Source organism: Methylobacterium sp. E-005, from assembly GCF_022829725.1.
Lineage (GTDB): Bacteria > Pseudomonadota > Alphaproteobacteria > Rhizobiales > Beijerinckiaceae > Methylobacterium.
The window spans coordinates 20,512-42,337 of sequence record NZ_JAKSYG010000099.1 but is presented as its reverse complement, the minus strand read 5'-3'; the positions used below and the strand labels follow the sequence as shown (position 1 = coordinate 42,337).

Annotated in this window: 16 protein-coding genes and 1 pseudogene; 8 read left to right on the top strand and 9 right to left on the bottom strand. The window is 67.3% G+C overall.

The annotated features are described in order from the left end of the window. Positions 1-208 precede the first annotated feature (208 nt). Together MKK88_RS11975 and MKK88_RS11970 are read left to right on the top strand one after the other, a co-directional pair. Positions 209-1,189: an HWE histidine kinase domain-containing protein gene (locus MKK88_RS11975; RefSeq protein ID WP_243999916.1), complete on the top strand. Its 981-nt coding sequence runs from the start codon at positions 209-211 to the stop codon at positions 1,187-1,189. A gap of 255 nt (positions 1,190-1,444) precedes the next feature. Further along, positions 1,445-2,527, top strand: a complete 1,083-nt coding sequence (locus MKK88_RS11970) for a catalase family protein (protein ID WP_243999914.1) — start codon at positions 1,445-1,447, stop codon at positions 2,525-2,527. A gap of 142 nt (positions 2,528-2,669) precedes the next feature. Here the strand turns inward: MKK88_RS11970 and dps are convergent, their stop codons facing one another. After that, entirely contained in the window at positions 2,670-3,206 is a 537-nt protein-coding gene (gene dps / locus MKK88_RS11965; protein WP_243999913.1) for a DNA starvation/stationary phase protection protein Dps, read from the bottom strand. Positions 3,207-3,577: 371 nt separating this feature from the next. Here dps and MKK88_RS11960 point away from each other — a divergent pair, with 371 nt between their 5' ends. Then, entirely contained in the window at positions 3,578-3,787 is a 210-nt protein-coding gene (locus tag MKK88_RS11960) for a hypothetical protein (protein WP_243999911.1), read from the top strand. A gap of 49 nt (positions 3,788-3,836) precedes the next feature. Here the strand turns inward: MKK88_RS11960 and MKK88_RS11955 are convergent, their stop codons facing one another. After that, positions 3,837-4,295: a response regulator gene (locus MKK88_RS11955; RefSeq protein ID WP_243999909.1), complete on the bottom strand. Its 459-nt coding sequence runs from the start codon at positions 4,293-4,295 to the stop codon at positions 3,837-3,839. After that, a complete protein-coding gene (locus tag MKK88_RS11950) occupies positions 4,292-5,410 on the bottom strand; it encodes a sensor histidine kinase (RefSeq protein WP_243999907.1) in 1,119 nt (372 codons plus the stop codon). Before MKK88_RS11950 ends, MKK88_RS11955 begins: the two co-directional genes overlap by 4 nt. A gap of 357 nt (positions 5,411-5,767) precedes the next feature. On the opposite strand from MKK88_RS11950, the gene MKK88_RS11945 reads away from it, so the two are divergent. The 3 genes from MKK88_RS11945 (at position 5,768) to MKK88_RS11935 (ending at position 12,950) form a co-directional block, all read left to right on the top strand. Next, positions 5,768-5,977, top strand: a complete 210-nt coding sequence (locus MKK88_RS11945; protein ID WP_243999905.1) for a hypothetical protein — start codon at positions 5,768-5,770, stop codon at positions 5,975-5,977. Positions 5,978-6,111: 134 nt separating this feature from the next. Further along, entirely contained in the window at positions 6,112-9,126 is a 3,015-nt protein-coding gene (locus MKK88_RS11940) for a PAS domain S-box protein (protein WP_243999903.1), read from the top strand. A gap of 173 nt (positions 9,127-9,299) precedes the next feature. Next, the gene (locus tag MKK88_RS11935; RefSeq protein WP_313902313.1) at positions 9,300-12,950 is read left to right on the top strand and encodes a PAS domain S-box protein; all 3,651 of its coding nucleotides are present in this window, start codon (positions 9,300-9,302) and stop codon (positions 12,948-12,950) included. Positions 12,951-13,303: 353 nt separating this feature from the next. Here the strand turns inward: MKK88_RS11935 and MKK88_RS11930 are convergent. The 6 genes and pseudogenes from MKK88_RS11930 to MKK88_RS11905 form a co-directional block, all read right to left on the bottom strand. Then, a pseudogene (locus MKK88_RS11930) lies at positions 13,304-13,645 on the bottom strand (transposase); the annotation flags it as partial. 62 nt (positions 13,646-13,707) lie between these two features. After that, the gene (locus tag MKK88_RS11925; protein ID WP_243999902.1) at positions 13,708-14,070 is read right to left on the bottom strand and encodes a hypothetical protein; all 363 of its coding nucleotides are present in this window, start codon (positions 14,068-14,070) and stop codon (positions 13,708-13,710) included. An 85-nt stretch (positions 14,071-14,155) separates the two neighbouring features. Then, entirely contained in the window at positions 14,156-14,689 is a 534-nt protein-coding gene (locus MKK88_RS11920; protein WP_243999900.1) for a cytochrome P450, read from the bottom strand. A gap of 139 nt (positions 14,690-14,828) precedes the next feature. Beyond that, positions 14,829-15,233 (bottom strand): cytochrome P450, encoded by a 405-nt coding sequence (locus MKK88_RS11915; protein ID WP_243999898.1) that lies wholly within the window; start codon positions 15,231-15,233, stop codon positions 14,829-14,831. A gap of 2,093 nt (positions 15,234-17,326) precedes the next feature. Next, positions 17,327-18,469, bottom strand: a complete 1,143-nt coding sequence (locus MKK88_RS11910; RefSeq protein ID WP_243999897.1) for a nickel/cobalt efflux transporter — start codon at positions 18,467-18,469, stop codon at positions 17,327-17,329. A gap of 9 nt (positions 18,470-18,478) precedes the next feature. Next, a complete protein-coding gene (locus MKK88_RS11905; RefSeq protein WP_243999895.1) occupies positions 18,479-18,757 on the bottom strand; it encodes a metal/formaldehyde-sensitive transcriptional repressor in 279 nt (92 codons plus the stop codon). A gap of 90 nt (positions 18,758-18,847) precedes the next feature. On the opposite strand from MKK88_RS11905, the gene MKK88_RS11900 reads away from it, so the two are divergent. Together MKK88_RS11900 and MKK88_RS11895 are read left to right on the top strand one after the other, a co-directional pair. Continuing rightward, complete coding sequence (locus tag MKK88_RS11900; RefSeq protein WP_243999893.1) at positions 18,848-19,096, top strand: DUF1289 domain-containing protein; 249 nt, start codon at positions 18,848-18,850, stop codon at positions 19,094-19,096. A 537-nt stretch (positions 19,097-19,633) separates the two neighbouring features. After that, complete coding sequence (locus MKK88_RS11895; protein ID WP_243999891.1) at positions 19,634-21,646, top strand: PAS domain-containing methyl-accepting chemotaxis protein; 2,013 nt, start codon at positions 19,634-19,636, stop codon at positions 21,644-21,646. Positions 21,647-21,826: the final 180 nt, after the last annotated feature.

Genomic DNA, 21,826 nt, shown 5'->3' with positions numbered 1-21,826 from the left:
CCCATGGATCAGCTTCGCGTCCGGCGCCGGCATAAGCGCCCGGTATCCGCGGCACATCGGGTATGCGGTTCGCCGGCGGCAACCGAGCTCGCCCGGACGGATTGTATCCCATGCGGGCGTCCCGGTCCCCGGCGCCTCTTGTATGAGGCCCTGAGCCGGAAATGCGTCCAGGGAGTCGTTGAGAGTGTCGCGTACAGGGAATGACCGGGTGGGCGATATCGACCTCAGGCTGCTACGGGCCGCCGTCGAGGCGACCGGCGAGGCCATCCTCATCACCACCGCAGACCTCGACGAGCCCGGGCCGGTCATCGTCTACGCCAATCCGGCCTTCACCAAGCTGTCAGGCTACGATGCGGCCGAGGTCGTCGGGCGCAGCCCGCGTTTCCTGCAGGGTCCGGCCACCGACCGGGCGGCCTTGGACAGGACACGCGCAGCCCTGAAAGCGGGCGAGGCCTTCCAGGGCGAGGCACTCAACTACCGCAAGGACGGCACGACCTACCAGGTCGAGTGGTTGATCACCCCGGTCCGGGATGCGGGCGGCCGCATCACCAACTGGGTCTCGGCCCAGCGCGACGTCACCGACCGGCGCGCGTTCGAGGACCGCCAGGCGCTGATGGTGCGTGAGCTCCACCATCGGGTGAAGAACACGCTGGCCACGGTCCAGGCTGTCCTGAACGCGACGATGCGCTCGTCAGTCACGATGGCCGAGTTCTCCAAGGCTTTCGGCGGCCGCATCCTGTCTCTGGCCCGGACCCACGCACTGATCACCGAGGACGAGGCCCAGGTCGCCTCGTTCGAGGGGCTGCTGCGGGCCGAGCTCGATGCCTACGACGAGGGCGGCCGGATCACGCTGGACGGTCCCCGCCTCAAGCTGCCGTCGGACCTCGCGGTGCCGGTCAGCATGGCCCTGCACGAGCTGACCACCAACGCTCTGCGTCACGGGGCGCTCGGCCACCCGGGCGGCATGGTCGTGGTGACGTGGCGGATCGAGGACGACCCGTCCGGTCCGTGGCTTGCCTGGACCTGGAACGAGCATGACGGTCCGCCGCCGACGCTGCCGACGCGGGAGGGGTTCGGAACCCGGCTCCTGAACAAGATCCTCACGGCGCAGGTTTCGGCCGAAGTCGACATCGACTTCGACGCCGACGGCCTGCGGATCCATGTGCGGCTCCCGTTGGGCCGGCGGTAGACGCCCTGCCGCGGCGGCCCGAGCCGACATACGGCCGCTACCAGCTTTGCCGTCCGGGGACGAACCGCTTCCGCCGGAGGGCACAAGGAGCCTCGGGCTGGGATCAGGGACGTTCCCATCGCGCATGGCCGCGACCCAGGTGCCTGCGTCCGATGTCGTCCAACCATCGAGGCGGTCCCCTTGAGCGACCAGGAACCCTGCCGCTTGCGGGGAGATGCCTTTCGACGACGCCGACAGGACCGCCCGGAGACGAGCATGATCTACCTGCGCTACGCGCCCGACATCGAGCGGCCCGTTCCGGACGAGCAGGGGACCATCGACGGCATCATCCAGGGCATGATCCAGCAGTCGCAGATGGTCGAGAAGCGCGAGCACCACGCGGTGCGCGCCAGCCACGCCAAGAGCTCCGCCTGCGTGATGGGAGACCTGATTATTCCCGAGGGCCTGCCGCCGGAGCTCGCGCAGGGGCTGTTCGCCCGGCCCGGCACGCACAAGGTGGCCGTGCGCTTCGCCCAGGGTCCGGGCGAAACTCTGGGGGATCGGGTGTCCACCCACCGCGGCATGTCCATCAAGGTCTTCGACGTGCCGGGCGAGAAACTGCCCGGGCACGCAGTCGACACCCAGGACTTCGTGCTCGCCACCGGCACGACCTTCCCGTCCGGCACGGCGGCGGGATTTCTGCGCGACGGCACGGTCATCGGCAAGTCGACGGGGCTGCCGGAGGGGGTGAAGAGCGCCGTCTCCTCGACCGCGCGCAACCTCAACAAGGTGCTGCACGCCTTCGGTACTGAGAGCGCCATGGCCGACTTCTTCGGCCACCCCTTCAGCCATCCACTGGCCGACAGCTATTTCAGCCAGGCCCCCATGCGCTTTGGCGACTACGTGGCCAAGCTCGGGGCGGTGCCGGCGGCCGCAGCACAGCGCACGCTTTCCGAATGGCGGCTCGATCCAAACCAGGACGAGGACGGCTTCCGGCACGCGACGGTCGACTTCTTCCGCGATAACGATGTGGTGTTCGAGCTGAAGGCGCAGCTCTGGGCTGATGCCGAGAAACAGCCCATCGAGGATGCCTCGGTCGATTGGCCGGTCTCGGTCAGCCCCTATCGCACGGTGGCCACCATGCGCCTTACGCGCCAGGACGCCTGCTCGCCGAAGCGTGTGCGCTACTTCGACGAGGTGATGACCTTCCGTCCGGCGCACAGCCTCGCGGCGCACCGACCCCTCGGGTCGGTCATGCGGGCGCGCCTTCAGGTCTACCAGGCGCTGAGCGACTTCCGGCACGGGCAGAACGGCGTGGCCGCCGAGGATACCCTCGCGGCGGAAAGCATCCCAGCCTGAGGCGCGACTATGGACCGACGCTCATGCGTGCGGGGACATGTACCTCGTGGCTGCTCGAGGTACCTTGGTCGCCCTGACATCTGGGGGCGACGGCACCTCCGGCGCCCCTCCGTCCGGTTGGGTACGGAGGGGCAGACCTTCCTTAGTTGCGGGCGTCGCCGTCCCGCATCGGGCCCGTCGGCTCCTGGACGTGGGCCTCGAGGAACCAGAGCTGCTTGTCGACGGCGCGGGACACCTCGGTGAACAGGTCCGCCGTGCCGGGGTCGCCCGCCTCGTCCGTCTCGTCGATGTTCTCGCGTACGGCGTTGGCGTAGGCGGCGTAGCTGTCTATCAGCGCGGCGACGTGGTCGGCGATGGCGTAGATGCCTGTCGGGTAGGCGGGCAGCTTGGTCGATCCCGCCACGACCTGCGCCGTTCCCAGGGCCGTGCCGCCGAGTTGCACCGCCCGCTCGGCCACCTTGTCGTTCAGGTCGCTGATCTCGGCGCGGAAACCATCCAACATAAGGTGGATGCCGATGAATTGCGGCCCCTTGAGGTTCCAATGGGCCTGCTTGATCGCCAAGGCGAGGTCGATGCCGTCGGCCAGCCGTGCGTTCAGCGCCTCGATGGACACTCTCTTGGCGTTGGAATTGGTGTTGTTGCGGGTCTGGTGAGTGCGCTGGGTGCTGCTCGTTGCCATACGTCTGCTCCGTGGATGTCGAGGCGGCAATAGTGGAGCGGTGGGGAGGTTCCCGCGGTCGGAGCCCGAGCTGCGGGGTCCCTTGGCCGCCCGCCCTCCAGGGTCGCACCGGCCCATCGTGGGCTCGCGGTGACGGATTCCGTGGCCGTCCGGGAAGGTGGAACGGAAACCTCGCGGCTGCATCCCCTTCAGGGAGTTTGAGGGGGATGGTACTGGAGGGAAAGGGGGACTTCCCGAAAGGCTTGTCGCCGTCCAGGGCCTCTGTCGCGGCCGCGTCGGCGCTGCCGGCCGGGCGACCGCGATGCCAGGAACCGCCGTCGTCGGCCGGGGCTTCCCATCGGCCCCGGGGCAGGCCCGTCGAAAGGAACGCCGTGTCCACGGATACCGAGGGGCACCGCGAGTTGCCGGGCGCGTTGCGGGATGCCCAGGGCAAGGCCGACGGCAGTTTCGAGAAGGCGGTCACCGCCACCTTCGAGCATGTTTTTGAACATCTGAATCGCCTGAACGACCACGTCTCGCCGGGGGAGCCGGACGGTGGCGACCGGCACCTACAGCCGGGCGAGTTCCCGACACTCCGGTAGGATTGCGCACGGCCGGGCAGTCCTCACGGGCGGATCCGGCTGGCGGTGCCTAGAGGACCTGATCGGCGCGAAACCGGTTGCCGCCGGCCTGCGTGTCCTGGCACCGGCATGGTGGCGGCAGGCCCGTGCCACCCTCACGCAGGGGCATCCCACCGGTCAGCAGGCGGGCAAGCAGGTGCTCCAGCGGCTCGGCTTGGTAGGGCTTCTGCAGGACCGGCACGCCTCGGTAGGTTCCCTCAAGTCCCTGCTGTCCGTAGCCTGTCGCGAACAGGAACGGGGTGCCGCGCTCGAAGAGCAGGTCGGCGACCGGGTAGCTGTGTGCGTCCCCGAGGTTCACGTCGAGCACGGCGAGGTCGAAGGCCTCGGACCGGACCAGGTCGATAGCCCTGTTGAGCCGCATGGCGATGGCAACCTCGCAGCCGAGGTCGAGCAGCATGTCCTCGGCCAGCATCGCGACGAGGCTCTCGTCCTCGACCAGCAGGACCCGGCGTCCGAGCAGCACCGTCATGGCGCGCGCCGCCCCTCGACGGCTTCCTGGCCGACCCACCCGAGAGTGGTCAGCGGGATCTCAAGCCGGCAGGTGACCCCGGTTGGGGCATAGGTGATCACGGCGGCGCCATCAAATTCCATGGGCAGCTGCCGCTCGATCAGGCGGGAGCCGAACCCCTTGCGGGTCGGCGGGGCGACGGCCGGTCCGCCTCGCTCTTCCCACGACAGGTCGAGCTGCTGGCGTCCCTCGTCCACGTCATGCAGGGACCACGTTACCGCGACCTGACCTTCCGGGACCGACAAGGCGCCGTACTTGGCGGCGTTGGTCATCAGCTCGTGCAGCGCCATCGCTAACGTTACCGCCACCTTGGGGTGCAACCGCGCGTCCGGTCCTTCTAGCCGAAAGCGGTTAACGTCGACCTCCGCCAAAAGATGGGGGGCCAAGGCCCGCTCGATCACCTGAAACAGGCTGGCGCTCTCCCAGTTGTCCTCGACCAGCACGTTGTGGGCGTTCGACAGGGCGGCCATGCGGGCGTCGAACACGGCGCGCACCGCCTGTTCCGTCTGCCCGCGGAAAGTCTGCGCGGCGATGGACTGCACGGTGGCGAGGGTGTTCTTCACCCGGTGGTTCAGTTCGTTGATCAGCAGGCGCTGGCGCTCGGCCGCCGCCTTCTCCTCGCTGATGTCCCGCACCTCGATGATCGTCCCGATGATGTTCGCGGCATCGTCCCGGATCGGGCTGGCGGTGAAGCCGACCGGGAAGAAATGCCCGTCCCGATGGACGAACACCTCCTCGCCGCGCTCCTGGTTGTTCTCGGGGAAGGCGCGGTCGATGGCGCATTCCTCCAGGGGGAACGGTCGACCGTCCGGGTAGGTGTGGTGGACGATGTCGTGCAGCGGGCAGTCGCGGGCCAGAACCTCGGCGAGCGTCCAGCCGGTGAGCGTTTCGGCGGCGCGGTTCATGTAGATGCAGTGCTGGCGGTCATCCATCAGGAATATGGAGACGGAGGCGTTGTTCAGGACCGCATTGAGACGGCGCTCAGTCTCGAAAAGCTGCCCGCTCCCGCGCCGCAGGCTTTCCAGGGGCGTGTTGGCGGCGGCCTTCGACTGCAACGGCTGCCGGGAGTTCGGCACGGGTACGACCTTTCTCGCGGGTTGAGCCGGCACCCTACGTGCGAGCCTGGGGAAGCTGCGGAGCTGGGCACGCCAGCAACGTCGGTGTCGCGTGCGCCTGACACGGCGGGTCCAATGCACCTTATCGACCGGGAGTTCCACCCCTGGGCGAGTCGATCCGGACTGGGTGCGATGGTTCGAGCCGCGCGATCCCAGCCTGCGGTCCTGGGGCTGTCGTACGCTCCCCCCGGATAGCGCGGCGACGACAGGGCCTGCCGACGCGGCACCTCATTGACCGGCGGCGGTCTCAGCGGGATGTCCCCGGCGAAGCCTGGGCTTCACGACAGGCTGAGCGAGATGCGCGACGGGATATACGCCATGAGGCGCCGCATCCTGGACGAGGCCATCGGGCGCGAGGCCCATGCCGATGCGCTGGCGACCCTGGCGGCGTCCAGGCCCATGGACGTGCACGTTCCGACCTTGTGGGTTCTCGCACGCAGCCGGCGCATCCGGGCGATGGAGTTGCGCGGCTCCGCGGCCATCCTGCCGCATCCGCATGAGCACGATGGGCGGTCCATCGGGGGCTGACACCCGGCATGGCACGACAGGCGACCCGGACCGGCGCGGGTAGGCCCATGCCCGGCGGGGCGGCCGGCCGGTAATGCGCGGGAAGAACCTCCCGCCCCGTGAAACCACTTTGCTCCCCGAAGCTTGCACAACCGATGGACCGTAGCAGCGAGACCGCCGTCGAGACCGAACGCCTCCGGGCGCTGGACCGTTATCGCCTGCTCGACACCCCGCGGGAGCAGGATTTCGACGAGATCGCCGAGGCTGCTGCCGAGTTGTGCGAGACGCCCATCGCGGTGGTCAACCTTGTCGGCGGCGGGCGCCAGTTCTTCAAGGCCGAGGTCGGGCTCGGCGTGCGGGAGACGCCGCTGGAGACCTCGTTCTGCCGGCAGGCCCTGTTGCAGGACGACTTCCTCTGCATCCCGGACGCGACCCTCGACCCGAGGTTCGAGGGCAATCCCCTGGTCCACGGCGGGCATGGCCTGCGCTTCTACGCCGGCGCCCTGCTGAAGACCCCCGAGGGACGCCCTGTCGGCACGGTCTGCGTGCTCGACACCCGGCCGCACGCGCTCACCGAACGCCAGCGCAAGGGCCTGATGCGGCTGGCCCGGCAGACGATGGCGCAGATGGAGTTGCGCCGCTCCCTGCGCGAGCATGCGGGCCAGCGCCTCCTCCACGAGCGCATCCTCGACAGCGCCACGGACTACGCCATCGTCGCCACCGACCCGCGGGGTCACGTCACCCGATGGAACGCCGGCGCCGAACGCATCCTGGGCTGGACAGAGGCGGAGATGCTGGGCCGTAGCGCCGAGGCGTTCTTCACCCCGGAGGACCGGGCCGACGGACGGGTCCGGACGGAGATGCGGCTCGCAGTGGAGCACGGCAGCGCGCCGGCCGAGCGATGGCATCTGCGCAAGGACGGCAGCCGGTTCTGGGCTTCGGGCGAGATGATGCCGCTCCGGACAGAGGACGGCGAGACGGTCGGCTTCCTCAAGATCCTGCGCGACCGCACCGACCAGCGCGAGGTCGGCGCCGCGCTGGAAGCCAGCGAGTTGCGCTACCGGTCCCTGGTCGAGGTCAGCCCGCAGGTGGTCTGGTTCGGCAACGCCGCGGGCGAGGTCACCTACTGCAACGCCTACTGGTACGACTTCACCGGCCTGCCGGCGGGTGAGACCGGCGAGGCGAGCTGGATGGGGGTGATCCATCCGGATCACCGCGAGCCTACCCGCGCGGCGTGGTTGGCCGCGTCGCGGTCCGAGCAGCCCTACGAGGTCGAGTTCCCCCTGCGCCGGGCCGACGGGCAATACCGCTGGTTTCTGTCCCGGGCGCGTCCCGTCCGGGACGGGGCCGGGACGCTGACGAGCTGGATCGGCACCTCCATCGACATCCATGAGCGCAAGGTCGCCGAGGAGCGGTTCCAGACGCTGACCGAACTGGCGCCGGCCATCGTCTGGACAGGAAATCCGGACGGCAGCCTCAGCTACCTCAACGACCGTTGGTACGCCTACACGGGGCAGACCCCGGAGCAGGCGCTGCCGCTCGGTTGGGGCGACGTCATCCACCCGGACGACCTGCCCGGCCTGCTGCGGGCCTGGGAGCATGCCCGGACCAGCGCGACCCTGTACGACACCGAGGCCCGCCTGCGCCGGCACGACGGGGAATACCGCTGGTTCCTGATCCGGGCCGAGCCGATGCGCGACGGAGCCGGGCGCGTCGTCGGTTGGCTTGGCAGCGACAGCGACATCCAAGACCGCCGCCAAGCCGAGGACGACCTGCGGCAGGCGCGCGAGCAACTGCGCCTGGCCGTCGAATCGACCGGGACCGGCATCTTCGACTACGACCTCGTCGCCGACAGCCTGGTCTGGGACGCCCGCACCCGCGCCCTGTTCGGGCTGCCGCCGGACGCGCCGGTGGATTACGACACCTTCCTGGCCGGCCTCAATCCGGACGACCGCGGCTGGGTGGATGCGGCGGTCCGGGCCGCCATCGACCCGACCGGGCCCGGCACCTACGACATCACGTTCCGCGTGATCGGCCTACAGGACGGCATAGAGCGCTGGGTCGCAGCCAAAGGCCAGGCCTACTTCGAGGATGGCCGCACCGTCCGGTTCATCGGCACGACGCGCGACGTCACCGAGAACCGACACGCCGAGCAGGCCCTGCGCGAGACCGAGGAACGCTACAGGCTGGCCGCACGGGCCACCAATGACGCCATCTGGGACTGGGATCTCGCAACGAACCACGTTCGGTGGAACGAGGCGCTCCACACTGCCCACGGGCATGCCCCGGACGCGGTCGAGCCGACCGGGGACTGGTGGATCGACCACATCCATCCCGACGACCGCGCCCGCATCGACCGCTCGATCCATGCGGTCATCGACGGGACCGGGACGGCCTGGAGCGACGAGTACCGCTTCCGCCGGGCCGACGGCACCTATGCCGACATCCTGGACAGGGGCAACGTCATTCGGGATGCGGAAGGTCGCGCGGTCAGGATGATCGGTGCCATGTTCGACATCAGCGAGCGCAAGCGGGCTGAGGAGCATCAGCGCCTGCTCACGGGCGAGCTGCAGCACCGGGTGAAGAACACCTTGGCGATGGTGCAGGCCATCTCGGCCCAGACGTTCCGCAACGTCACCGATGTGGAAGCCGCGAGCGAGGCCTTTTCCGCGCGCTTGATCTCGCTCGGGCGGGCGCACGACATCCTGACCCAGTCGAGCTGGACGCAGGCCCCCATCGCCGAGGTCGTTGACGGCGCGCTCTCGGTCCACCGGGACGGGACGGCGTCCCGCATCCGCGACAGCGGCCCGAATGTGCCCCTGGCGGCCAAGCCTGCCCTCGCGCTGGCGCTCGCCCTGCACGAGCTCGCCACCAACGCGGCAAAGTACGGGGCACTCTCGAACGATGCCGGGACGGTCGACCTGCGCTGGCACGTCGTGCACGAGGACGGGGCGCCACGGTTCACCCTCACTTGGTTGGAGCAGGGCGGCCCGCCGATCCTGGCGCAGCCAACCCGGCGCGGGTTCGGCTCCCGCCTGATCGAGCGCAGCTTCGCCGCCGAGGTCGGCGGCGACGTCCGGCTGACCTACGCGCCGACGGGGCTCACCTGCCGGCTGGAAGCGCCCCTTGCCGCGATGCAGGAGAGGGGCGCGGACGAGGTGGCAGCCTGACCGCCCAGGACGGCGAAACGCTGCCATGGACCATGCGCCGCAGGGTTTGCGCTGCGCATTCAGGACCCGCCTTCCCGAGTTCCAGTTCACCACCTGACGGGACTGCCCGCGGTCACCGCGGCCCTGGCCAAGCACGGACGTGAGCGCGCAGCGGCGGAACCGGCCGAGTTCCGATGGCTTTGGCCCCCCGGGATGCACAACGTCGAGGCCTGACCTCGGCCAATCGCGAGACGTTGGTTTTGGTCGAGTTTGACGTCAAGGCGTTGTCGCGGGAGGAACTCGAAGCGGAGGTGATGCGCCTGCGGTCGCGGCCGCCGGAGGCAGAAGGCAAGGCGGTCGGTCTGGAATCGCGCTCAACGACCGCGGGTTGGGACTGGCTGTTCGCCGCGGTCGAGAAGACCCGCCTGCCGATGATCCTCACCGACCCGAACCTGCCGGACGATCCCATCGTCTTCGCCAACCGAGCGTTTCAAGAGCTTTCGGGCTACGGGGCCGAAGAACTGCTGGGTCGCAACTGCCGCTTCCTGCAAGGGCCGGGCACCGACCCCGCACAGGTCCAGGGCATCCGCGACGCCCTCGCGGAAAGGCGCGACACCGCCATCGACATCCTGAACTACAGGCGGGACGGCACGCCCTTCCTCAACGAGCTCTTCATCAGCCCGATCCTGGATCGGGAAGGGCGGGTCCTCTACCATTTCGGCAGCCAGGTCGACGTCTCGCGGTACCGCGACGCCGGGCGGCGGCTCGCCGCGACCGAGCGGCGCCAGCGGGCCGTCTTCGACAGCGCCGTGGATTTCGCCATCGTGGTTACCGACTGCGACGGCCTCGTCACCGACTGGAACACCGGCGCGGAGCGGATCTTCGGCTGGACGGCCGAGGAGATGCGCGGGAATACCGTCGACCGGGTCTTCACGCCCGAGGACCGTGCGGCAGGGCGGCCAGCGACCGAAATGCGGCTGGCGCGGGACGAAGGACGGGCCTCCGACGAGCGCTGGCACGTTCGCAAGGACGGCCCCCGGTTTTGGACGTCCGGCGAGATGATGCCGCTGCTCGATGAAGTCGGTGAGCATATCGGGTTCACCAAGATCGCCCGCGACCGCACGGCCGAGCACGAGGCCGGGAAGGCGCTGAGGGAGAATGAGGCGAAGCTCCGCGAGAGCGAGGATCATTTCCGGCATACGGTCGAACTCAACCCCCAGGTCCCGTGGACCTGCGACCCTGTCGGCAACATCACCTCGTACTCGAACCGCTGGCTCGAACTGACGGGACAGGCCCCAGGGGAGCCCGACGGCGCGGGGTGGATGAAGGCCCTGCATCCGGACGACGTCCCGCACACTGTCGCGGTGTTCTCCCGTTGCCTGGCCTCGGGCGATCCGGTGGACGTGGACTACCGCATCAACATCGCGGCGACCGGCACGTACCGCTGGATGCGGGCCAGGGCGCAGCCCCGCCGCGACGAGGCCGGCGGCATCGTCGCGTGGTACGGGGTGGTCGAGGACATCGACGACCGCCGCCTGGCCGAGGAGGCGCTGCAGGAGAGCGAGACGCGGTACCGGACCCTGTTCGAGACGGTCGAGGTCGGGTTCTGCATCATCCGGATGCGGTTCGACGCGGAGGGACGGGCGGTCGACTACCTGATCGAGGAGGCCAACCCGGCCTTCACCCGGCAGACCGGCGCCGACCTCGCCGGCCGGTGGGTCCGCACGTTCGCGCCCGACCTCGAACGGCACTGGTTCGACCGCTACGGCCACGTCGCCCTGACCGGGGAGCCCGCCCATTTCGAGAATTATGCCGCCGTGTTCGGGCGGTGGTTCGACGTGCGTGCGCACCGGGTCGGGGACCCGCGCGACCACCGCGTCGCGGTCTTCTTCGGCGACATCACCGCGCGCAGGAACGCCGAGTTGCGGGCGGAGGAAAGCGCGCGCGAGCTACGGCTGATCACCGACGCGCTGCCGGTGCTGATCGCGTTCATCGACGCCGGCCACATCTACCGCTTCGCCAACGATGCCTACGGGGATTGGTTCTCGGACGCGCCGGGCGAGGTCGTCGGGCGCGACGTCCGCGAGCTCCTGGGCCCGGCCTCCTACGCGGTGCGGCGGCCCTTCATCGACCGGGCGCTCAGGGGCGAGCCCGTCACCTTCGAGACGGACTGGCCGCACCGCGACGGCCGCCACCGCGTCGCCGAGATCCGCTACCTGCCCCGCCGGGACGCTGACGGCCGCGTCGACGGCTTCCACGTCTTCGTGCAGGACGTGACCGTCCGGGTGCAGACGGAGGCCGACCTCGCCCGCCAGGTCGCCGCCCGGACCGCCGAGCGCGACCAGATCTGGCAGGCTTCGTCCGACCTGCTCTGCGTGGCCAACCTCGACGGCTACTTCGTCGGCCTCAACCCGGCCTGGTCGCAAACCCTCGGGTGGACCGACGCGGAGATGAAGGCGCGGCCGTTCCTCGACTTCGTCCACCCCGACGACGTCGCGTCGACCATGGCGGCGGCGGGTGGGCTGTCGCGCGGGGAGGCCCAGCTCACGTTCGAGAACCGCTACCGCCGCAAGGACGGCAGCTACGTCTGGCTGTCCTGGAACGCCGTGCCGCGGGACGGGCTCATTTACTCGTCCGTGCGCGACGTGAGCGAGATCAAGCGGCAGGCCGAGGTCCTGGCCAGGACCGAGGAGGCCCTAAGGCAGTCCCAGAAGATGGAAGCGGTCGGCCAATTGACCGGCGGCCTCGCGCATGACTTCAACAACCTGCTCGCCGGCATCTCGGGGTCGCTGGAATTGATGCAGACCCGCATGTCGCAAGGCCGCGTGGGCGACCTCGACCGGTACATGACGGTTGCGCAAGGGGCGGCCAAGCGCGCCGCAGCGCTTACCCACCGCCTGCTCGCCTTCTCCCGCCGCCAGACCCTCGACCCCAAGCCGACCAACGTGAACCGCTTGGTCAAGGACATGGAGGAGTTGATCCGGCGCACCGTGGGTCCGGCCGTCCAGTTGGAGTTCGTCGGCCTTGCCGGGCTGTGGCCGGCGCTGATCGATGCGGGCCAGTTGGAGAACGCGCTGCTCAACCTGTGCATCAACGCGCGGGACGCGATGCCGGACGGTGGCCGTATCACCATCAAGACCGCCAACCGATGGATCGACGAGGCCGGCGGCCGCCTGCACGATCTCGCCCCCGGCCAGTACCTGAGCGTCTGCGTGACTGACACCGGCACCGGAATGGCGCCGGACCTCATCGAGAAGGTGTTCGAGCCCTTCTTCACGACCAAGCCCACCGGCGAGGGCACCGGCCTCGGCCTGTCCATGGTCTACGGCTTCGCCAAGCAGTCCGGCGGGCAGGTCCGGATCTACTCCGAGGTCAGCGAGGGCACGATGGTCTGCCTGTACCTGCCGCGCCACTACGGAGAGGCGGACGAGGACGAGGTCGCGCGCAGGCTCGCCGAGGTGGAACAAGCGGGCCAGGGCGAGACGGTGCTGATCGTCGACGACGAACCCTCGGTGCGCATGCTGGTCACCGAGGTGCTGGAGGATCTCGGCTACACCGCCATCGAGGCCGCCGACAGCGTCTCCGGGCTGAAGGTGCTCCAGTCGGACGTTCGTATCGACCTGCTCGTGACCGACGTCGGCCTGCCGGGGGGCATGAACGGGCGCCAGATGGCGGATGCCGGCCGCGAGCGGCGGCCCGACCTCAAGGTACTGTTCATCACCGGCTACGCCGAGAACGCCGTGCTCGGGAACGGCTACCTGCACCCGGGCATGCAGGTGCTGACGAAACCCTTCGTGCTGGAGACGCTCGCTACCCGCATCAAGGACCTGATCGCCAAGGGTTGAACGTGCCGGCGACCGGCCGCGCCTCAATGGACGCGGCCGGTCGCCGGAGAGCCCTAGGCGGTGCCGTTGCTTCGATGGAGGCGCAACGCGTCGCCGTCGGCAAACGTGGGTCAGCCCGGCGCGGCGCATACCAAGCATGAAAGTCGGGCCACTGGCTTACCAATAAATTTTCAACCTGTGCTTTCAAGCGCAGACGAGCTAGATTCCTGTGAGGAACGGATGCTCGTTCCGCGAACGAAGTCTAGAAGAAAACTTATCCAGGCACAGATTTTTTAGATTAATACTTCATTTTTGGGCTTAAAAAGCATGGAAATCATTCATCTACAGAAAGATCTGTACAGCCCGCTCATGCTTTCTTTGACCAGGCAGTTCTTCAGCACGAGATCGGCCACGACCTCCTTCAGCGCGCCTGCTTCGCGGCGCAGCTCCTTGACCTCATCCGCGGTGGCCGCACGGGCCCTGTCGCCGGCCAGGCGCTTCGTGCCAGCCTCCAGAAACGCCTTGGACCAGCCGCAGTCCATCGAGCTGGCGATACCCTCGCGTCGGCACAGCTCGGCGATGCTGTCCTCACCGCGCAGGCCTTCCAACACGATGCGGATCTTCTCCTCGGCCGAGAATTGCCGGCGCGTGGCGCGACGGATGTCCTTGATCACGGCTTCGGCCGGCTTCCGCGCCGGCCCGGATGTCTGGTTCATCTTCGCTCCTGGGGGCTACGATGAACCAGACATCCTCCGTTCGTGAAGGCCCTCAATCTGTCTCAGGTGTGCTGACGGCGGACAAACAGCACGATGGGCATGGTCGCCCAGGCCAGTCCCAAGACGAGCGCCAGCAGCCCGGCGACCCTGTAGCTCCGCGAGACGCCTTTTTCCGAGACCGCCTCCGCGCAGGCAGGGCGATAGAGCCAGTGTGTATGGATCGTCGCGCCGATCGTGACTGCGATCACCGCGAGGAGACCGACGAGATAGACGTGCGATGCCGAGCTCCAGAAGAACCACGTGACCGCCTCGGCGATGATCAGGTGCGTCACGGCCGAATAGTTCACGAGCTTCAAGGTCTCGTCGAGAAGACCCGCGCGCACTTGAAGGCGGTAGCGGGTTGGCAAGCCGTCGACCGCGTCCATGTGCCGTACGCTGTCTAGGAGAGAGGTGGCCTTGCCGGTCGGTTTGTTGAGAGCCCCGATCACGTCCGGTCATTCGGAGAGACGTTCAGAGCCCATATCGCGGGACGATCTTCATGCGCATGCCGCCCTTCGGGCGGAGCGTGACGCGGAACGGTGCGGTCGGCATCTCGACCGTCGCGGGCACGAAGCGGAATGCCGGCAGGAGCCTGGCAAGGATCACGAGGCATTCCGTCAGCGCGAGGCCCATGCCGATACAGACGCGCGGACCGGCCCCAAAGGGCAGGAAGGCGTATCGGTCGCGGGACGCGGCGGCCTCCGGGTCGAAGCGGTCGGGATTGAGCAACTGCGGCCGATCCCACAGCAGCACGTGCCGGTGAACCGCGCAGACCGGGACGTGAACAGACTCGCCGGCCTTCACAACCCGGTCGCCCAGGCGAATGTCAGCTGTTGCCCGCCGAACGATCAGCGGTGCCGGTGGGTACAGGCGCATCACCTCGAGCACGACCTGTCGCGTGTAGACGAGCCGGTCGACGGCCTCTGGGGAGGCGGCCAGATCCGTGTCGAGGCCGGAGATTTCCTCCAGAACCCGTCGCTCGACGTCCGGATGCTCCGCCAGCATCCGCAACGTTCACGTGAGCGCGAGGGCTGTGGTCTCGTGGCCGGCGGCAACGAACGTCAGCAGATTGTCGATGAGGCCGTCGTCCGATAGAGCCTGATCCGTCTCCGGATCCTTCGCCTGCAGCAGCAGGCCGAGCCAGTCATTGCCTGACTCCCCCCGCGCGCGCCACCGTGCGGGCCACCTCGCCGCGCAGATAGCGCACCGCCACGGCGCCGGCACGGGCGCCGGGATGGGGCACCCAGTCGGGGCCGTTCAGCATTGCGAGCGCGATCTTCCCGCTCGTCTGCCCGCGATACGTGTCGATCGCGCGCCCGAAGGGCTCCACCTTCAGATCGCTGTCCCCCGACACCATCGGGGCCACGATGGTGTCGAAGGTCGTCCGCATCATCTCCGGCAGGATGTCGTGCTCCCGGCAGGCCGCCCCCCAAGCCAGCGCTCGCGCGTGGCCCGCGCGGCCTCGGCGATGGCCGGCACAAAGCCGCGCACGCGATCGGGCCGAAACATCGGGGCCGATGTTCTGCGCTGCCCGCGCCAGTGTGTCCATCGGCGGTCAGGATCCCGACCCCGAGGGCGGGGCCGAGGGCGCGGAGCATGAACGGCTCCCGCTCCAGCGACCCGGCGTGATCGACGAGCAGGCTGTGCATGTGGCGCGGATCGCAGACACAGGTCGTCCGTCGGCCGAGAAAGCGCGTGGTAACGAGAGGCTGCGCGTAGACGGCATCCGGCTATGCCTCGATCAGGCTGCGCAGCATCGTGGCGAGCACGGATGGTAGGGCGATCGCCTCGGCGAACGCTTCCCAGATCGGAAACCTTCCCGGCTCGCAAACTCTGAACGTTCCTACCGATGTCATGCCCGGCCCCTTATTGGCCTCGCATCCGCACCTGATGTTAAATTTCCACAACTTTGACTGATTAAAGCGCGTGATGCGACCACTGCCGCAGCTGATTGATGGTTACTTCCAGAGAAAATATGTCAATAACCAAACGACCGTTGCTAGTGGCAAATGTGCAGGATCGCGCCCTCCGATCTCAAGTTTCTCGACGAGAAGGTTAGTAGGCTCTGCATGATTTAAATAGTCGACCGTACGATATTCAGCCTCAAAAGTCCGCTATAAGCTGTTTTTTAACTTAGGATTTGCGTCTTTCTCAAGACACTTTGTGGCTTAAAACTTTTGAGGCGATGCGGCTTTGAAGGATGTCCGTGCAAGGTCTCCGGGCCAGCGCCAAGGGTAGCGCGGATGCCAGACGCTCGCCGCACGCTTTGCTCTGCGCTGGCCGCCTAAGGACCGCCCCTGGCCGAAACCGACGTTGCCGGACTGCTTTACGGAGGTCCGCGATGAAGACGTGCCGACGGCGGCCTAATCAGCTGGATCGAATCGGAAGGAGCTTGTCCGTTTTTCCGGCAGCACCGCCCTGAAGCGGCGCGGCAGCTCCCGGCCAAACTACGTCATGCTGGATCGCCATCGCGTGCAGAACCGGACATTCGGCTTGGCGCCCATCCCAGTGCACTGACGCGGAGGAGGATTCACGCATGGGGTGGTGCGTGCGAGTTCGCGCCGCGGCTCAGAGCCTGTTTAGTTCCTTTGCCGGCCGTCCCCTTCTGTCTCGTGCGCAAACACAAATATCGCGCACTGATCGGCGCTGTTTCGAACACAAGGACCTCGGGCATGTTCGTGGACTTCAAAACGGCCGAGCGCAGCGCACTCGACGCGATAGCGCGTGCGCCCGGCCATCTCGCGCCGACCCAAAAGCCTTTCGATCCGCAAAGATCAGTTTGACGCTTCAGCGCCATACCTCCCTACGGGCAGAAATTCAGTCCTTCATCAAGGCCCTGGCGTTTACAGAAGGCCGATGAAGCGGTATCGATTGCCATTCCTTCATGGCGCGTGGTGTTTGCAAGAAACAGAATCGCGTCTCATGGTATAAAATTTGCCAAATTTGGATCAATATCTTCGATACTAAAAATCGTGCGTTTCAATTTCGAGTTTATTACTGGAAGTGCAGAGAGCGAAGGGTGTCCTACGGACGCTCATCGGGAAACGATCAGGAATCCTGGTTCCAATTGGTTCCCGGCACATTTAAAATCAGCCTTTGCGCATACGGCAGCCGCAGGTCAACTGGGGTGAATTCAGGTCCTTCCCCTGTATCCGGATCTCGTTGCACAGGGCTTCCCGGCCGTCGCGATTTCAAGGGGCCAGCGTCCGCTATCCTATGATCCGGCGCGGGCTCGCGGTGGCTGCGCGGCTCACCCAAACGACAAGAAGGTCGGCGAACGTCTTGCCGCTTGGGTACGACCGCTGACCAGGACAGCAACGTACGGCCCTGCAAGGGCCCGTCCTGGCAGCCTTTACCGATCGTATGACGCCCCCCGGACGCCACCCGGGGCCGATCACATGTCGATTGACCCGAGCAGTCTCGACAGCACCTTCCGGTAGCATCCGGCCGGTGACGGGGCGATCAGAGACGCCGCGACCGTGCAGGACCTCCAAAGGCCCGCCTCCGCGCTATCCACGATGCAGAGGCCGACGACCGCACCGAGTCGATGTCAGTCCATCCGCTTACGTGGGACGACGTGGCTGCTCCGCACGCTCCGGACCCCGGGCGTTCCCACGCGGTTCGATCATCGAATGACCGCTCTCACTTCGCAGAAGCGATCATAGAGCCGTCCTGCACAGCCGCATCAGCCGCGTGTTCGCCTGAGCCGCGCTGGATGCCCTGATAGCCGAGCCACCCCGTGTAGAGGCCGACGAGCACGATCAGCAGGCCTGAGATGTAGGGTGCGCGCCGGGCGAAGTCGCTGAACCCGGACCAGCGCGTCTGCACATGGCGAATGCTCAGCGCGGCCAAAACACCGGCCGAGACCATCGTCAGCGCCAGCCCGATCGAGAAGCAGACAACCAGCACGAACCCGAGCGAGAGCTGCTTGAGCTGGATGCACAGAAGCAGGACTGTGATCGCCGCCGGACACGGGATCAGGCCGCCGGTCAGGCCGAACAGGACGATCTGCCCCGTGGTGACGGTGCGCCCCGTGAAGCGCTTGCGGATGTCGGCCGCATGCGCCCGGGCGTGCGCGTCATCCGCGTCGCCGAGGTTCATATGATCGTGGTCGTGCTCCTCGAACACGACGGCGTGGGTCTCCGGACCGTTCGTGCCGGCGATGCGCAGATGTGCGGTGAAGGCGTGCGGCTCCGGGATGGCCTCCCGGCTTGCGAGGAAGTCGCCGTCGCGCACAAAGCCGAAGGTCTGACGTGAACCGTCGGGGCGCACCGTTTCAAGCATGACCTGCTGCGGCGGCGGCAGCACACCCTTCTCCCGGCTCAGCCGCCAGTGCGGCGGCACGCCGTCCTCGAACACCGTAAGCTGGAAGATCCCGTCCCGCGTGGCGACGTGCTTCACCGCGTCGTGGTCGTGATGATGCGGGTCCTGCCCGGCATGCTGCTCGCGCCATGTGTGCCAGAGCATCCACGCTGCGATGCCGACGATGAGGACCGCGGAGGCGAGCTGGAAGTAGGGCTCGAACGCCTCGCCTGCATACGCCCGGCCGACATACTGCCCCCCCAGCGCGATAAGCCACACGACCGCCGTGTGCGAGAAGGTCGCCGCCAACCCCAGCAGCACCGCCTGTGTGACGGTCCCACGCACGGCGATGATGAACGCAGCCATCATCGTCTTGGAGTGGCCGGGCTCAAGCCCGTGCAGGGCACCGAGCAGGATCGCGGTCGGCACGAACAGCCAAGCGTGCGCGGAGCCCTGCGCGAGCAGGTCGGGCAATGAGGTCATCTGGTCTCGTCACTTGAGATAGGTCCGCACCACCTCGATCAGCTCGGCAGCACCCTTGGCGCGGTCGGCGTCCGGCTCGGCGTCCGGGTTCACGACGTGGTGGCGGATGTGGTCTTCCATCAGCTCGGCGGTCAGTCCGTTGATGGCCCCACGCATCGAGGCGACCAGCATCAGAACATCCGTGCAGCCGATCTCGGCCTCCAGGGCCCGCTCGACGGCTTCAGCCTGCCCCTTGATCCGGCGCACCCGCGCCAGCAGCTTGGTCTTGTCCTTAACGGTGTGAGACATCGCGGGTCCTTCCGCTTTTGATCATATAGGGGGGTACCCTATATTTCGTCCAGTGCGGGTATCGCCGCAGAGCTGGAAAGGCCTCCTACCATGAAGAAGGATGACCCCTGCGTCGGGGTGTGTCGGTGGGATGGGCGAACGGGATGGTGCGTGGGCTGCGGTCGGACCGTCCCGGAGATCAAGGCGTGGCGGACGCTCTCGCCCTACCGACGCTCCGCCCTCCTGCGGGAGCTGCCGCGTCGGGTCGCGCAGTGTCGCCTCTCATCCGCGAAACAGACATCGGATCTGTCGCTGAGCAAGGCCGATACCCGCCCCGCGCCGCTGTTGCCGGAGGGCTGACGAATGACCGCTTCGGAGAAGCGCCGATGGCGATCCGGGCGGCTGCGTCGGGTCGGAAGCGGGATGCCTGCTCGGGGTCGGCTTGAGACTCCCGGCTTCTGAGCAGCCGAGACATCGAGCGGACAGGACCGTGATCGCAGCTCCAGCCGTGATGCATCCGGTCTTGGTTCGACAGGCCCGGCGCGTGTTCCGCCGGCAGCGCGGACCGCCTCACGAACTTGGCGCATCGCCGCATCGACCTACGCCCTCGCCCGGGTGAGCGCCGCCATGTCCCGGCGATCGCCGGATCGAGCGGCTCGGCGAACACCCTCACTGTGTCGACAAGCACCATGCCATATTTCATTCCATTTCCCAGGTTTATATCAATAAATCAGCCAATATTAACCAATTAAGAGAGCGAATGACGCTTTTCATCGAGCAGGCCACTGGTTGAATTCAGACAATCGCAAGTGGCAGAGCCCAAGCTATGGAACTCGCTCGGGCGCCATGACAAGTTATCTCGGCTCCGTGCCCCCCTGAGACTGAACGGAGACACTCATGCTCGATCTCTGGCGCGACCGTCACAAGGTCAAAGCCGCCGCGACGACCCTTGAAGCCCTCAGCACGCCGGTGATGACACTCGACGCCTGCGGGCTCATCACCGCGACGAACCGGGCCATGAGCGAGTTGCTGGAGCGGTGCGCCTGCGTTCTCCCCGCAGCCCGGGGAAGCCATGGGCATCGCCACATCGATCACCTCTGCCGCGATGCGGGAAACCGAAGCCTTGTGCCGCAATCCGGACTGCGCCACGCCGTGACCGCATTACTTGGCGAATACCGCGTCGACGTTGTCGTGACGCCCCTCCTCAGCGGCGACAGGCTCGCCGGCTACATCCTGGAATGGGCTGACGCCGCTGCGCGTCTGGAACGCGAGGAGCAAGGACGCCGCCTTGCCGCGGTCGAGGCCGTGCAGGCATTTATCGAATTCCTGCCCGACGGCACCATCGTGTCGGCCAATGCAACCTTCCTCGACCTCATGGGCTATCGTCTGGACGATCTGCGGGGGCGCCACCACGGCATCTTCGTCGAGCCCGCCTACCGTGACAGCCGCGACTACGCCGCCTTCTGGGACGGGCTACGCGCCGGCCGAGCCGAGATCGCCGCTTTCAAGCGCATCACCAAGAGCGGCAAGTCGGTCTGGATCAAAGGCTCCTACAATCCGATCCGCGACGAGTCCGGACAGGTCGCCAAGGTCATCAAGTACGCCACCGACATCACCGCCCAGACCGTCGAGACCGCCGCGCTCAGAGGCCAGGTCGACGCCATCCGCAAATCGCAGGCGGTGATCAGCTTCGACCTCGATGGGCGTGTCTTGGAGGCCAACGCGAACTTCCTGAACGCGGTCGGCTATACGGCCGCGGAGGTCGTTGGGCAGCACCACGGCCTGTTCGTCGACCCCGCATACCGTGCAAGCGCGGAGTACGCGCGTTTTTGGGAAGCGCTGCGGCGGGGCGAATACCAAGCCGGGCAGTTTCGCCGCCTCGGCAAGGGCGGCCGGGAAGTTTGGATTGAGGCAAGCTACAATCCGGTCCTGGACGCGGACGGCCGGCCCGTTCAGGTCACGAAGTTCGCCATCGACGTCACCGCGCAGGTCGAGCAGCGCGAGCGGGTCCGCCGCATCGAGGAGGAGGCCGCCCGGGAGAGGGCCGAGGCCGAGGCACGGCACAAGGCCGAGCTCGCGCGTTTGGCGGACAGTTTCGAGCAGACGGTCGGCGCGGTCCTGGGCTCTGTGGCGTCCGCGGCGACTGAATTGCAAGCGACCGCCTCGAGCATGTCGGGCATCGCGACCGAGACCGCGCGGCAATCCACGACAGTCGCGGCGGCCGCCAATCAGGCCGCCGCCAACGTTGCCACTGTGGCGGCAGCGGCAGAGGAACTGGGGGCCTCGGTCAGCGAGATCGGCCGGCAGGTCTCCGGGTCCGAGGATCTGGCCGGTCAAGCGGTGCAAGAGGCCGACGAGACGGCGGCGCTGGTCCAGGAGCTCAGCGAGGCTGTGCGCAAGATCGGGGATGTGGTCGCGATGATCTCGGCTATCGCGAGCCAGACGAACCTGCTGGCGCTAAATGCCACCATCGAGGCAGCCCGGGCCGGCGAGGCAGGGCGCGGCTTCGCGGTTGTGGCCGCCGAGGTGAAGGAACTGGCGGGCCAGACCGCCCGGGCGACGGAGGACATCACGAATCAGATCGGGCGCATCCAAGGCGCGACCGGCAGCGCCGTCGGCGCGATCGACAGCATTCGACGCCGCATCCAGGAGATCAACAGCGTCGCGTCCTCGATTGCCATTGCGGTCCAGCAGCAGGGCGCGGCGACGCAGGAGATCGTGCGCAACGTGACGGAGGCCGCGATGGGGACCGAGGAAGTCACGAGCAACGTTGCCGGCGTGGCGACCGCAGCCGAAGAGACGGGTGCTGCAGCCTCGCAGGTGCTGACTGCAGCCTCGGACCTGTCGCAGCAATCCGAGCACCTCGGCGGCGAGGTCGCCCGCTTCCTGTCCAAGATACGCGCCGCGTAGGCTGTGACGATGGCAGACATCTTCGTCCTACCCCTCAAGTTTTCGCCTGACGGTGTCCGGCGCCTCTATCTGGCCCTGGAGACCGCGTCCCGAAGCGGTATCGACCTCGGCCCGCGACAGGCACAGATCTCGTGCCTGTCGGACGCGCTGCTTCGTTCGGTGCGGGAGCTTGAGGACGTG